Origin of the sequence: Glaciibacter sp. 2TAF33 (assembly GCF_052114945.1) — a bacterium.
In the GTDB taxonomy this organism is placed as follows: domain Bacteria; phylum Actinomycetota; class Actinomycetes; order Actinomycetales; family Microbacteriaceae; genus Cryobacterium.
The window spans coordinates 121,129-134,700 of the sequence record NZ_JBFRFS010000011.1; the positions used below are offsets into that span (position 1 = coordinate 121,129).

A 13,572-nucleotide genomic window follows, 5' to 3' on the forward strand; every position below is an offset into this window, starting at 1 on the left:
TGGAATCCGCCTAAGCTCTGCCACGTACGCCACGACAGGTGAGCGACGACCCGACCAGACATGTGAAGGGCACCGTGTGAAGGACTACAGCAAGCACCGCTTCCAGCGGGACGGCCTGACCCTGGTGATCCGTCGATTCCAGGCGGCGCCGAAGACGGCTGACGCCCCAGCGTTCGTCCTCGTGCATGGAATCGGCGTGTCCTCGCGCTACTACATGCGCCTCGCCCGGGAACTGGCGTCGCACTCGACGGTGTTCACGGTGGACATGCCCGGTTTCGGACGGTCGCCGAAGCCGCATCCGCGTCGCCAGCTCAGCGTCGAAGACCTGGCCGGCCTGATCAGGGCGTTCCTCGCCGAAGCCGGTGTGACCAGCCCGGTGCTGGTCGGTCACTCGATGGGCACCCAGATCGTCACCGAGATGTCGGTGCAGGACCCGGCACTCACCGACCGGATCGTGCTGATGGGGCCGGTTGTCGACCCGGCGGCACCGACGGCGGTGGGACAGGCGGTGCGCCTGGCGCGCGACGTTCTGGCCGAACCGCTGATCGCCAACTGGATGGTCCTGACGGACTACCTCCGGTGCGGGCCGCGCTGGTACCTGACCGAGCTGCCGGTGATGCTCGGCTACCCCATGGTCGAGCGGCTGGGCCGGGTGAGCGCCTCCGTGCTCCTGATCCGGGGCGGCGTGGACCCGGTCGCCCCTGGCGACTGGGTCCAGCACATCGAAAGCGTCGTGTCCCGGTGCGCCAGGCTCGATGTGGCCGGGTCGGCTCATGTGGTTCAGCACTCGGGGGCGCCCGCCGTCGCCCTCGCTCTTCTCGTCCACGCGGGCATTCCCGATACCGCCCGGGGCAGCCAGGCGGAGTCCTGAGGACGCGCATGACCGTCAAGCGTGGGGGTCAGGGCCCCCTGAACGTCCTCGGCAAGGCCTGGTTCTGGGCGATCGACTACATTTATGTCGGCTACTGGCAGGTGCGCGGGTCACTGCGGGGGTTGCTGCGCGGTCCTCGTGGTGGCGGGCCCGGCGGCGGGGAGGCGGCGGACTGGTCCCTCGGTGGCCGGCAGCCGGTCGTTCTGCTCCCCGGCATCTATGAAACCTGGCAGTTCATGCGACCCATTGCCGACGCACTGCACGCCAACGGACATCCACTGCACGTGGTCACCGACCTCGGCCGTAACCGGGCAACCGTGGTCGCCGCCGCGGACGTGGTCGCTCGCCTCCTCGCCGAACGGGACCTGCACGACGTCATCATTGTGGCCCACAGCAAGGGCGGCCTGATCGGGAAGTACCTGATGGCTGAGGAGGCCACGTCTCCCGGCACGGCGCGCATCGACCGGATGATTGCCGTCGCCACACCCTTCTCCGGATCGTCGCTGGCACGGTACACGGTGTTGCCGAGCCTCCGCGCCTTCGCCCCGACGGATGCCACGATCCGGCAATTGATGAACGAACTGACCGTCAATGTGCGGATCACATCCATCTTTGGGAGTTTCGACCCGCACATTCCGGGTGGCAGCGAACTCGCGGGTGCAGTGAACATCGAGTTGCCCGTGGCCGGGCACTTCCGGATCGTCGGCGACCCGCAGCTCCTGCGCGCGGTCGTGGCGGCCGCGGGCGACTGACGCCCCCGGGCGACTCACGCCCCGGGCGACTCACGCCCCGGGCGGCTGATGCGCCGGGCGACCGAGGCGCCGGGCGACCGAGGCGCCGGGCGATAGCTCTCGCCGGCCGGGTGCCCACCACGGCCCGTGCCGCACGGGCGGCAACCGCTCGCGCTGAGGATTCTGCCACGCGCGGGTGGCAGGCCATGCGCGCGTGGACGAATCCTCAGCGCGAAGCGAATGACGCGAGCCCCGCGTGCCCGCAGCGGTTGGAGGAATCCGCAGCGCGAAGGGCTCAGCCGCCGAGGAGCGCCACGAGTTCCGACTCCACCGACGCGATCCGCGCGGCGTTGATGGTCACGCCGGCGACATAATGGTCCACCACCCGAGGGTCGACATAGCTCTTGCGGGCGATCGCGGGGGTGTTACCGAGAACGGATGCCGCCTCACGCATCGCCTCGAGGACCGCGCCTGCCCGCGCCCGCTGGGTGCGCTCGGGGCCGTGCACCGCGAGGCTCGCCGCCGCGGCGGCTGTGCCGCGGAGGGTGCGGAAATCCTTCGCGGTGAATGCGCCGCCGGTGCGCTCCCGGACGAAATCGTTGATCTCGGGCGCAGACAACTCCCGCCATTCTGAGCCGTCCTGCCAGGCCAGCAACCGGGCCTCGGGTCCGCGGTCCAGGCGGGCCTGCACGAACAACGCGAGATCGGGGTCGTCGATCACACTCTCCCATTGCTGCCCGCTCTTGGCAGGAAACGCGAGCTCGATCACGCTCCCGTGCACCGACACGTGCGTGCAGAGCAGGGTGGACAGGCCGTGGCTGCCGTATTCGGATGCGTACTGCTCGCTGCCGATCCGCAGCGAGCCGACATCGAGCAGGCGGAAAGCGGCGGCGAGGGCGCTGTCCCGGCCGGCTCCGCCGGCCCGGAGCGCGCGCGTGACCTGCCCGCGTGCCGTCGGCAGGCTGGCGGCGAGCTGGAGGGCGCGGTCGAACTTGACCCGGTCCCGTTGCGCGCGCCACTGCGGATGGTAGATGTACTGGCGCCGGCCGGCATCGTCGACGCCGGTGGCCTGGATGTGACCGTTCGGATAGGGGGAGATCCAGACGTTCGTCCATGCCGGCGGGATGGCCAGGCTGGCGAAACGCTTCCGCACCACCGGGTCGGTGACTGTGGCGCCGGTGGCGTCCCGGTAGCTGAAGCCGCGCCCTGAGCGAACCCTGGCATAGCCGGGTCGTGCGGTATTGCTGCGCCGGAGTCGTGGCATCCGTTGTTCCTGTCTTCTCGTCTGGATTTCGAGACTACGTCCGGTGCGTCGCGACGACAGCGTCGGGCGCGAAAGTAGGCTCACCGTATGCAGCTCCACCGTTCCTCGACCCGCCTGGTCCTCATGCTCATCGTCGGGCTGCTTGTTGCCGCCGCCACCGGCGTGCTCGTGGGGTGGGAGGTCGCACCGATCACCGGCTGGGCGGCGGCGTGCGTGCTCTACATCGCCCGGGTCTGGTTCACCGTCGGGCGCATGGACGCTGCCAGTACGGCCAGCCACGCCACCCGGGAGGACCCCAATCGGGGCATCTCCGACCTGCTCGTCTTGCTGGCAAGTGTTGCCAGTCTCGGTGCGATCGTGTTCTTGTTGATCCAGGCCCACGCCTCCTCCAACTCGCAGAAGGTCGAACTGGCCGTGCTCGCCGTGCTCAGCGTCGCGCTCTCCTGGTCACTGATCCACACACTGTTCACCCTGCGCTACGCGTCGCTGTACTACGGGGGCCCGGACGGTGGCGTGAACTTCAACCAGACTGAACCGCCCCAGTACACCGACTTCGCGTACCTGGCATTCACGCTCGGTATGACCTTTCAGGTCTCCGACACGAACCTTCAGACCCACGTTGTCCGGGCGACCGCTCTCCGGCACGCACTGTTGTCGTACGTGTTCGGCACGGTCATCCTGGCGACCTTGATCAACCTGCTCGCCGGGCTCGGCGGTTAGCTCAGCCGCCCACCGCGGCAACCCGCCGCGGTGATCCGCCACCGACCGTTTTCGAGTGTCAGGAATTCGACGTCCTCCGCCAGGTTCGCCTGGGCGGCTCGGCCGTACGGCGCACCCCGCACCGGACTCTGATTCGAGCGTGGTCCGGGTCGTCGCCGCGAGCAGGCCGCAGGCGCCGGCACCGTCGGCGTCGGTAAGCGTACGGGCAAAGGATGCCGCGGCTGCGCCAGCCGTGCCGTCGTCACCCGGAGGCGCCGAACCGCCGGCGGCGCATCCGCTCAGCGCGACCAGGACGAACGACGTCAGACCGCCGTCGCCAGCGCGACGGCCGCGGCCGGTCGGTGCCGTCCGGGGGCATGCGAATCGGCGTCATGCGAGCCAACCTGCCCCGGTCCCGGATTGCCCAGCATGGCCGGGCGCGGAGGCTAGTCGCGGAGGATCTGCACCGGGATGGCCACGGCAAGGGCCACGCAGAGAATGCCGCCGAAGAAGATCTCCAGCTGGAAGGCGGTGACGGCGAACGCCAGGCCGAACAGCCAGAACCCGAGGACGAAGATGGCCAACGCGACGATGAAGGCGACGACGTTCATGAGGAGGTCCTTTCGGTGGGGCGGCCGGCGATCTGTGACAGGCCGGTACCTCGAGCGTACCGGGTCAGCGCGGTTGGGGCTTCACCGTGCGCGGCAGAATCAACCCCAGCAGGACGGTGATCACCAGCACCACTCCCCCGGCGATGAAACCCGCGGCGCGGCCCAGCACCACGTCGAAGATCAGGAGCACCGTTCCGGTGAGGACCAGGGCCACACCGGCGAGGGTCGCGCGCACCAGGATGTTCCCGATCCTCACGATCTGCTCCATCGCCCGCCGGCGGAACAACAGCCGGTGCAGGCTCACCGGACCCAGCCCGAGGGCGGTGGTCAGGGCGGCGACACACACCAGGACCAGGTACACGGTGACCTGGTAGTCGTCCAGGTCGGTGAACCGGTTCTGGAAAGCCACCGTGAGCAGGAATCCTGCGATGATCTGGGTACCGGTCTGGGTCACCCGCAGCTCCTGCAGGAGCGAATCCCAGTTGCGGTCGAGCCGCTCGTTCGCCGTCTCGTTGCGGCCGTCGCCGGGCAGCGCGTCCCCGTTCGCACCCGTGTGATCCGACCGTTGTACCCCTGATTGGCTCATTCACCACATGCTACTGTCCGGTCCATAGAAGTCGGGCTACTGTGATGTCCACCGAGCGAAACATCCGTGTGAGAGGAAAAAATGCAAGCGTCAGCGACCCTCAGCAAGAACCTGCAATCCGTACTCGTCGACCTGATCGACCTTCACGTGCAGGGCAAGCAGGCTCATTGGAGCATCGTCGGCAAGAATTTCCGCGACCTGCACCTGCAGCTGGATGAGATCGTCCTGGCGGTACGCGTCTTCTCGGACGAACTGGCCGAACGGATGCGAGCCCTGGAGGCGCTGCCCGACGGACGGAGCGCCACCGTGGCCAAGAATTCGCACCTCCCCGCCTTCCCGGAAGGCGAGGTGGACACCGCGGATGCCGTCGACTTGATCACCGAACGGTTGGACGCGACGGTCGACAACATTCGCGCCGTGCACGACCAGGTGGATGAGGAAGACCCCACCACCGCCGACCTGTTCCACGCGTTCATCGAGAAGCTGGAACAGTTCTCCTGGATGGTCAGCGCCGAGAACCGCACGCCCCGGAAGTCCGCGTCATCGAAGGCCGCGAAGAAGTCCTGACCCAGCCTTTTGTGTTCACGCGCCCCATTGGTGATGTTCTCGTGCTCCGGCGCATTCCGCGTCAAGCGGATGCGGATGTGTCACCGCGGAGGGGCTAACGGGTTTACGGTGTGGGGATGCCCGCCACTGAATCCTTCACCGCCCTCGCCGACGAGCGGTTCGTCTCACTCACCACATTCCGCAAGTCGGGCGAGCCGGTGTCAACACCGGTCTGGATCGCCCGGGACGGCGAGGACTTGATAGTCACCACCCCCCGGGAGAGCGGGAAGGTGAAGCGCCTGCGCAACGATCAACGGATCGAGATGAGGCCGTGCACCCGGATGGGGCGCGTCGCCGATGATGCCGACACTGTGGCCGGAATCGCATCGATCGCTGACGACGAACGCAGTCGCCGCCTCCTCACCTCGGTGTTCGGCCGAAAGTACGGGCTCGAATACCGCATTTTCATGCTTATCGAGCGACTGGGCAGGTCGGGTCGCCAGGAGCGCGTGCTGCTCCGGGTCACGCCCTCCTGAGCGTCGGGGCGGCTCAGCGCACCGGTTCGATGAGTTCCGGCCCGTTGCCCTCGACTTTTCCCACCTCGTGGAAGTCGAGGGTCTCGGTGAGGGCGCGGGAGGCCAGCACCGCCGCGTCGACGAGCGCCTGGTCGCCCACGATGCGCGGGTCGAGCCACTGGTCCCACCATTCTTCGGGCAGTGCCACCGGCATCCGCTCGTGGATCTCGGTGAGCTGTCCGTGCGCGTCTGTGGTGAGGATGGTGGCGGTGAGCACCCAGCGTGCCGGGTCAGTGTCGGACAGCGCCGGATTGCGCCACCAGGAGTACAGCCCGGCGAACGCCAGGGGCAGGCCGTCGTCGGAGGCGACGAAGTACGGCGTCTTGGTGGCGCCTTCTGTGTGCCATTCGAAGTAGCCGGTGGCGGGGATCAACGCCCGTGTGGCCGCCAGAGACGGCGCGAAGGCCGGCTTCTGGCCGACCGACTCGGCGCGCGCGTTGAATGTCGGGTAGCCGAGTGCCAGGTCGGGTGAACCCGACGGCACCAGCGACCAGCGAGCCGCCTCCAGGCGCCGCACCGGCGGGTCCTGCTTCGCCGACTCGAGCACGATCGGAATCCGCTCGGTCGGCTTGACGTTCCACGACGGGTCGGGGAGGTTCTCCCCCTCGATTTCGACGTCGAACATGGCAACCAGGTCTGGCGCCGTATCGGTGATGATGAATCGACCACACATAGCGACAGGCTATCGCGCCGCAGCGGTGCCCTGCCGACGCTGCGCGCTGGCTGGGAGTCGTGGCGGATGGTCGGCTGGAGGAGGAGAATAAGGGCAGACGGTGCCGATCCCTGTCGCGCCGGTGGAGATGAAGCCCTCATGGTCGCTGCAATTATCATCCTGGTCATCGTCCTGATCGTGGTCATCATCCTTCTGGCCATGTCCATCAAGGTCGTCAAGCAGTACGAACAGGGTGTGGTGCTCCGGTTCGGCCGGCTGACCGGCACCCGAGCGCCGGGCCTCCGGTTCATCATCCCGGCGGTCGATGTGCTGCACCGGGTGTCGTTGCGGATCGTGACGCTGCCGATCCAGTCCCAGGGCATCATCACCCGAGACAACGTGAGCGTCGGCGTTTCTGCGGTCGCCTACTTCCGCATCGTCGACCCGGTGAAATCGGTGATCGCCATCGAGAACGTGCACGCGGCGATCGACCAGATCGCCCAGACCACCCTCCGCAAGGTGGTCGGACAGCACACGCTGGACGAGACCCTGGCCGAGACGGATATCCTCAACGTGAACATCCGCGAGATCCTCGACGTGCAGACACTCGACTGGGGTGTCGAGGTGACCCTGGTTGAGCTGAAGGACATCCTGCTTCCGGACTCGATGAAGCGTGCCATGGCCAGGCAGGCCGAGGCGGAGCGGGAGAAGCGGGCCAAGATCATCGCCGCCGAGGGCGAGTCGCTGGCCGCCGCTGCGCTGGGTGAGGCGTCGGACACGATGATGGCGCATCCGCTGGCCCTGCAGCTGCGGAACCTCCAGAGCCTGGTCGAAATCGGCGTGGACAAGAACACCGTCGTGGTGTTCCCGGCCCCGTTGATGAGCACTATCGGCGAGCTCGGATCGTTCCTGGCGCGGGAATCCGCGGCCAGTTCGGTCAAGACCCCGGACGACATCAGCTCACTGGTTCAGCCCTCGCCGGAGAAGCTGCGCGGGGCTCCGGGATCGCCCTGAGCCACGCGGGAAAAAAGCACATCGGCAATTGACTTCTTCGAAGATATGTTCGAACATAAAGTATGTCCATGCCGCTCGCCGTTTCAGTTCCGGAGCCTGCGCCCGGGCCTGGTCCGCTGAGCCAGGTGGCGGCACTGCAGCAGCGTATCTCCAGTATGCAGGCCACCAAACTGGAGACCAGGACCCTCCCCACCCTGCCAGCCCTGGCTGACATTCTTCCCGGCGGGGCACTGCGGCAGGGCGCCGCATATTCGGTGGAGAGCTCGACCACGCTGGTGATGGCGCTCCTGGCCGGTCCGTCGCAGGGCGGCGCCTGGTGCGGGGTGGTCGGCATACCGGACTTCGGCGCCGAAGCCGCCACCCGCTTCGGCATCGACCTGGAACGGCTGGTGCTGGTGCCGGCGCCCGGCGACCAGTGGCTCACCGTCACCGCTGCCCTGGTCGATGTGCTCAGCGTGGTCGTGATCAGGCCGTCGCTCCGCACCCGGGATGCTGATGTCGCGCGCCTGGGCGCCCGCCTCCGCCAGCGTGGCTGCACCCTGATCGTGATGGGTGGATGGCCGCAGAGCGATGCCGTGCTGCGCCTGGAGTCCAGCCGCTGGAGCGGCCTCGGCCGAGGCCACGGCTACCTCACCGGTCGCGAGGTCACCGTCGCCTCGGTCGGGAACCGCGGGTTCGACCGGCCCCAGAGCACCCGGCTCTGGCTGCCGGACTCAAAGCAGCAGTTCCGCGCCGCCCCGGCCGGGCAGTCCGGTGCCGGGCCGATGCGTCCAACGGCCGTGCCCGCGCTGCGCGAAGCGGGGTGACCGTGTCCACGGCACACCACCCCACGGCACCGACCCGTACGGCACTGACCCGCACGATCGTGCTCTGGTGCCCCGACTGGCCGGTCACCGCCGCGATCCAGGCGGCGGGTATCGCAGCGGATACCCCCCTCGCCCTTATCGACAAGGGCCTCGTTTTCGCCTGCTCGCTTCCCGCCCGCCGCGACGGGGTGAAGCGGGGGCTCAAGCTGCGCGAAGCCCAGTACCGCTGCACCGATCTGGTGACGCTGCCCTATGACCCGGTCCAGGACGCCCGCGCCTTCGAGCCGGTGATCACCCGGATCGAGGAGACCACGCCCGGGGTGCAGTTGATCCGCCCCGGCACCTGTGCCATCAGGGCCAGGGGGCCGAACCGGTATTACGGTGGCGAGGAGCAGGCCGCGACCGCGCTCATCCGCTGCCTGGACGAACTCGGCATCGACGGAGCCCGGATCGGCATCGCCGACGGGCCGTTCGCGGCGGAGCAAGCCGCCCGGAACACTGCGCCAGGGGACGCCGTGCGCATCGTGCCGACCGGCGCGTCGCCCCGGTTCCTCTCCCCGCTGCCGGTCGGCATCCTCGTCGACGACAAGCTGGCAACTCTGCTGCACCGGCTCGGCGTGCACACGCTCGGCGACTTCGCGGCCCTTGACGCGCTGGACGTGCACCGCCGGTTCGGCGCGGCGGGCGCCCATGCGTTTGAGTTGGCCAGCGGCCTGGACAGCCGGAGCGTGGTGGCCCGTATCCCGCCCCAGCTGTTCGATGTCGCGATCGACTTCGAGCCAGCCCTCGACCGCACCGACCAGGTGACGTTCGCGATCAGGGCGTCGGCCGACCGGTTCATCGACGCGCTCACCGAGGCCAGGCTGGTGTGCACCGCCATCGTGGTGGAGGTGCGCACCGAATCGGGCCAGGTCTCCGAACGCACCTGGCTGCATCCGCGCTGGTTCAGTGCGACGGATGTCGTTGACCGGGTGCGCTGGCAGTTGCAGGGCGGCCAGGCGATCGACTCCGGGCTGTCCGCGGGCGTCACCCGGCTGCGCATCTCGCCGGACCGCGTCGACTCCACCGCCAACCACGAGCAGGGACTCTGGGGCTCAGGTCCCGACGAGCGGATCCACCACGGCCTCACCCGGGTGCAGAGCATGCTCGGCCATGAGGGGGTGCTCACGGCTGTGATCGGCGGCGGCCGGATGCTGGCCGACCGCCAGCTGCTGGTGCCCTGGGGTGACCGGCCGCCCGGCGACGGCGCGGTCCTCACCCGCGCCAGGTCCCAGCCGTGGCCGGGGAGCCTGCCGGGCGTGGCGCCGGCGACGGTGTTCGCCACGCCGCATCCGGTCACCGTGCTGGGCGCCGGCGGCGACCCGGTCGACGTCGACGATCGCGGCCTGCTGACCGATGAGCCCGAGCGTTTCTCCCCCACCGGCGTGCCGGGCGACCTGTGCGGCGTTGAGGCGTGGGTAGGCCCGTGGCCGGTCACCGAACGCTGGTGGGATCCGGAGCGTGCCCGTGCGCTGTTCCGCTTCCAGCTGGTCGACGAGGCCGGCAACGCCTGGCTGCTCGCGCTCGAAGACCACCGCTGGTGGGCTGAAGGCAGCTATGACTGAGCGAGGGAACTCCGATGGGCTGGAATAACCCGCCGATCCCGTGGTCTGAGCTGGAGCGGAAGCTCTCCGACCAGCGTCGCCCCGGCGCGCCCGCTGAAGCCGACGGCGGCGACAGCCCGGCCTGGTCGCACAAGCGGCAGCCGTACGTTCCGGCCGTGCCGGCAGCCGGCCCGGCCGGCCCGGTCGTGCCGTACGCCGAGCTGCACGCGCACTCCAACTTCAGCTTCCTCGACGGCGCCAGCTCCCCCGAGCAGTTGCTCGAGGAGGCCGCCCGGCTGGGCGTGAACGCCCTGGCCCTCACCGACCACGACGGCCTCTACGGGATCGTGCGGCTGGCCGAGACCGCGGAGAGCTACCCACAGGTCAGGACCGTGTTCGGCGCCGAGCTCTCCCTGGGCCTCAGCACACCGCAGAACGGCATCGCCGACCCGGAGGGCACCCACCTGTTGGTGCTCGCCCGCCGGGAGGAGGGTTACCACCGGCTGGCGTCCGCCCTCACCCACGCCCAGCTGGCCGGCGAGGAGAAGGGCAAACCGGTCTACGACCTCGACGAACTGGCCGCCCAGGCCGATGGCCACTGGGTGGTTTTGAGCGGATGCCGGAAGGGCGCGGTCCGGCAGGCGCTGGCCGCCGACGGCCCGGACGCCGCGGCGCGCGAGCTCGACCGGCTGGTCGACCGGTTCGGGGCCGGGAACGTGTACGTGGAACTGTTCGACCATGGGCATCCGCTGGACAGCAGCACCAACGACGTGCTCGCCCGGCTGGCCGCCGACGCCGGGCTTCCGGTGCTCGCGACCGGCAACGTGCACTACGCCACCCCCTCCGAGCACCGGTTGGCCGGGGCGCTGGCCGCGGTGCGGGCCAGGCGGAGCCTCGACGAGATGGACGGCTGGCTGCCGGCCGGCACCGGGGCGCACCTGCGGAGCGGTGCCGAGATGGCAGAGCGATTCAATCGGTTCCCCGGGGCGGTTTCGAACACGGCGCCGCTGGCGGAGGAGCTCGCCTTCTCGCTCCGCAGGGCCCGCCCGAAGCTGCCGAAGCAGGAGGTGCCGGAGGGGCACACCCCGATGAGCTGGCTGCGGAAGCTGACGTGGGAGGGTGCGGAGCGGAAGTACCCGGGCTACAACGCCGCTGGTTCCAACAACAGCGTGAAGGAGCGGATCGAGAAGGAACTCGCCGTGATCGAGGCGAAGGACTTCCCCGGCTACTTCCTGATCGTCTACGACATCGTGCAGTTCGCCCGGAGCCGCGGCATCCTCTGCCAGGGCCGGGGATCGGCGGCGAACTCGGCGGTGTGCTTCCTGCTCGACATCACCGCCGTCGACTCGATCTTCTACCGGCTGCCGTTCGAACGGTTCCTCTCCAGCCTCCGCGAGGAGGAACCGGACATCGACGTCGACTTCGACTCCGACCGGCGGGAGGAGGTGATCCAGTACGTGTACGCCAAGTACGGGCGGCTGAACGCCGCCCAGGTGGCGAACGTGATCACCTACCGGCCCAAGTTCGCGGTGCGCGACATGGCCAAGGCGCTCGGCTACTCCACCGGGCAGCAGGACGCCTGGTCGAAGCAGATCGAACGCTGGGGGCCGGTGGTGGCCACCGACGACCACGACATCCCGCAGCCGGTGGTCGAACTGGCCGAGCAGGTGCTGAAGTTCCCACGGCACCTGGGCATCCACTCCGGCGGCATGGTGCTCACCGACCGCCCGGTGGGCGAGGTGTGTCCGATCGAACCGGCCCGGATGGAAAACCGCACCGTGCTGCAGTGGGACAAGGACGACTGCGCCTGGATGGGACTGGTGAAGTTCGACCTGCTCGGCCTCGGCATGCTCGCCGCGCTGCAGTACACCTTCGACCTGGTGCGGGAGCACCTCGGTGAACAGTGGGCCCTGGACACCATCCCCAAGGAGGAGCAGGGTGTCTACGACATGCTCTGCCGGGCCGACTCGATCGGCGTGTTCCAGGTGGAGAGTCGTGCCCAGATGGGCACCCTTCCCCGGCTGCAGCCGCGCCGGTTCTACGACCTGGTGGTCGAAATCGCCCTGATCCGGCCCGGTCCGATCCAGGGCGGGGCGGTGCATCCGTATATCAGGCGGAAGCTCGGCACCGAGGAGGTGACCTACCTGCATCCGAAACTCGAACCGGTGCTGGAGCGCACCCTCGGCGTTCCGCTGTTCCAGGAGCAGCTGATGCAGATGGCGATGGCCGTCGGCGGCTGCACCGGGGAGGACGCCGACCTGCTGCGCCGGGCGATGGGCTCCAAGCGCGGCATCGAGAAGATCTCCACGCTCAAGGCCACGCTCTACGAAGGCATGGCGGGCAACGGCATCACCGGTGAGGTCGCCGACAACATCTACGCGAAGATCGAGGCGTTCGCCAACTTCGGCTTCGCCGAGAGCCACTCGATCAGTTTCGCCCTGCTGGTCTACGCGAGTTCCTGGCTGAAGCTGCACTACCCCGGCGCGTTCCTGGCCGCCCTGCTGCGCGCCCAGCCGATGGGGTTCTACTCGCCGCAGTCGCTGGTAGCGGATGCGCGGCGGCACGGCGTCGAGGTGCTCCGGCCGGACATCCTGCGCTCGGGAGCGGATGCCGGGTTGGAGCCGGTGGTGGTGTTTCGACAGGCTCAACAACCGGTGGTCGAGCCGGTCGAGACCCGCCCGGTGGTCGAGGTGGTCGAGCCGGTCGAGACCCGGCCGGTCGGCCGGGACCGCTGCCTTGACCCGGTGCAGCCCCCGGTGCCCCTGTTCGACCGGTCGCTTCCCCCGGACACGGCCGACCATCGACGGGACGGCGCCTTCGCTGTGCGGCTGGGCCTGGCCGAGGTCACCTCGATCGGGCAGGCGCTGGCCGAGCGCATCGTCGCCGAACGCACCGAGTACGGGCCATACCGGTCGATGGCCGACGTCGCCCGCCGGGTGGGACTGAACACCGAGCAGCTCGAGGCGCTCGCCGCCGCCGGGGCGTTCGCCGGGCTCGGGCTGGAGCGCAGGGAGGCGCTGTGGAGCGCCGGCGACGCCGCGCAGGACAAGGCCAGCTACCTGAGCGGCTCGGTGGTTTCGGTGCAACCGCCCCTGCTGCCGATACTCAGCGCCGCGGAGCAGGTGGTCTACGACCTCTGGTCCACCGGGATCTCCACCGATGACCACCCGATTCGGCACGCCAGGGAGCAGCTGGAGGCCCGCGGGGCGCTCCGGATCGACCAGCTGGCCACCCAGGAGACCGGTCGCCGGATCAAGGTCGGCGGCGTGGTCACCCATCGGCAGCGGCCGGCAACAGCGGGCGGGGTCACCTTCATCAACCTGGAGGACGAGACCGGTACCCTCAACGTGATCGCCGGCACCGGGGTATGGAACCACTACCGCCGGATCGCCCGGGAATCCCCCGCCCTGGTGGTGCGCGGCATCCTCGAGCGCTCCCCGGAGGGCGTGATCAACCTCGTCGTCGACAAGTTCGAGACCCTCACGATCAGCGCGCAGGTCGCCTCCCGCGACTTCCGCTGAGCATCTCAATCGATGGCGCATTCCAGTCGACGATCGAGCAGCCACCACCGGTCAGCCCAAGGCTGGCCGGAAGCCCGAGGTGGCCCAGACGGCACTGACGCTGACCTGGCGGT

The 13,572-nt window shown here is 69.0% G+C and carries 13 protein-coding genes; 9 read left to right on the forward strand and 4 right to left on the reverse strand.

Annotated features, from left to right (window positions below):
- Nucleotides 1–76: 76 nt before the first annotated feature.
- On the forward strand, nucleotides 77–871 hold the full coding sequence (locus AB4Y94_RS13215) for an alpha/beta fold hydrolase (RefSeq protein ID WP_441728293.1): 795 nt from the start codon (nucleotides 77–79) through the stop codon (nucleotides 869–871).
- Nucleotides 872–879: 8 nt separating this feature from the next.
- The gene (locus tag AB4Y94_RS13220) at nucleotides 880–1,623 is read left to right on the forward strand and encodes an esterase/lipase family protein (RefSeq protein WP_441728294.1); all 744 of its coding nucleotides are present in this window, start codon (nucleotides 880–882) and stop codon (nucleotides 1,621–1,623) included.
- 274 nt (nucleotides 1,624–1,897) lie between these two features.
- Here AB4Y94_RS13220 and AB4Y94_RS13225 read toward each other — a convergent pair whose 3' ends face one another.
- Nucleotides 1,898–2,866, reverse strand: a complete 969-nt coding sequence (locus AB4Y94_RS13225) for a DNA topoisomerase IB (RefSeq protein ID WP_441728295.1) — start codon at nucleotides 2,864–2,866, stop codon at nucleotides 1,898–1,900.
- Between the two features lie 87 nt (nucleotides 2,867–2,953).
- On the opposite strand from AB4Y94_RS13225, the gene AB4Y94_RS13230 reads away from it, so the two are divergent.
- Nucleotides 2,954–3,586, forward strand: a complete 633-nt coding sequence (locus tag AB4Y94_RS13230; protein ID WP_441728296.1) for a DUF1345 domain-containing protein — start codon at nucleotides 2,954–2,956, stop codon at nucleotides 3,584–3,586.
- A 425-nt stretch (nucleotides 3,587–4,011) separates the two neighbouring features.
- Here the strand turns inward: AB4Y94_RS13230 and AB4Y94_RS13235 are convergent, their stop codons facing one another.
- Both AB4Y94_RS13235 and AB4Y94_RS13240 read right to left on the reverse strand, forming a co-directional pair.
- Nucleotides 4,012–4,176, reverse strand: a complete 165-nt coding sequence (locus AB4Y94_RS13235) for a hypothetical protein (RefSeq protein ID WP_441728297.1) — start codon at nucleotides 4,174–4,176, stop codon at nucleotides 4,012–4,014.
- Nucleotides 4,177–4,240: 64 nt separating this feature from the next.
- Nucleotides 4,241–4,762: a DUF6328 family protein gene (locus AB4Y94_RS13240; RefSeq protein ID WP_441728298.1), complete on the reverse strand. Its 522-nt coding sequence runs from the start codon at nucleotides 4,760–4,762 to the stop codon at nucleotides 4,241–4,243.
- Between the two features lie 81 nt (nucleotides 4,763–4,843).
- Here AB4Y94_RS13240 and AB4Y94_RS13245 point away from each other — a divergent pair, with 81 nt between their 5' ends.
- Nucleotides 4,844–5,329, forward strand: coding sequence for a Dps family protein (locus AB4Y94_RS13245; RefSeq protein WP_441728299.1), 486 nt, complete (start codon nucleotides 4,844–4,846; stop codon nucleotides 5,327–5,329).
- Nucleotides 5,330–5,445: 116 nt separating this feature from the next.
- Nucleotides 5,446–5,844, forward strand: a complete 399-nt coding sequence (locus AB4Y94_RS13250) for a PPOX class F420-dependent oxidoreductase (RefSeq protein WP_441728300.1) — start codon at nucleotides 5,446–5,448, stop codon at nucleotides 5,842–5,844.
- A 13-nt stretch (nucleotides 5,845–5,857) separates the two neighbouring features.
- Here the strand turns inward: AB4Y94_RS13250 and AB4Y94_RS13255 are convergent, their stop codons facing one another.
- The gene (locus AB4Y94_RS13255; RefSeq protein ID WP_441728301.1) at nucleotides 5,858–6,556 is read right to left on the reverse strand and encodes an SOS response-associated peptidase; all 699 of its coding nucleotides are present in this window, start codon (nucleotides 6,554–6,556) and stop codon (nucleotides 5,858–5,860) included.
- Between the two features lie 138 nt (nucleotides 6,557–6,694).
- Between AB4Y94_RS13255 and AB4Y94_RS13260 the strand changes: the two genes are divergently transcribed.
- The 4 genes from AB4Y94_RS13260 to AB4Y94_RS13275 all read left to right on the forward strand — a co-directional run bounded on the left by AB4Y94_RS13260 (nucleotide 6,695) and on the right by AB4Y94_RS13275 (nucleotide 13,459).
- Complete coding sequence (locus AB4Y94_RS13260; protein ID WP_441728302.1) at nucleotides 6,695–7,549, forward strand: slipin family protein; 855 nt, start codon at nucleotides 6,695–6,697, stop codon at nucleotides 7,547–7,549.
- Nucleotides 7,550–7,617: 68 nt separating this feature from the next.
- Nucleotides 7,618–8,355 carry a hypothetical protein gene (locus tag AB4Y94_RS13265; RefSeq protein ID WP_441728303.1) on the forward strand — a complete coding sequence of 246 codons (738 nt, stop codon included), beginning with the start codon at nucleotides 7,618–7,620 and terminating at the stop codon, nucleotides 8,353–8,355.
- Nucleotides 8,352–9,959 carry a DNA polymerase Y family protein gene (locus AB4Y94_RS13270; protein ID WP_441728304.1) on the forward strand — a complete coding sequence of 536 codons (1,608 nt, stop codon included), beginning with the start codon at nucleotides 8,352–8,354 and terminating at the stop codon, nucleotides 9,957–9,959. The genes AB4Y94_RS13265 and AB4Y94_RS13270 overlap by 4 nt, the downstream gene beginning before the upstream one ends.
- Before the next feature lie 14 nt (nucleotides 9,960–9,973).
- Nucleotides 9,974–13,459, forward strand: a complete 3,486-nt coding sequence (locus AB4Y94_RS13275; RefSeq protein ID WP_441728305.1) for an error-prone DNA polymerase — start codon at nucleotides 9,974–9,976, stop codon at nucleotides 13,457–13,459.
- Nucleotides 13,460–13,572 lie beyond the last annotated feature (113 nt).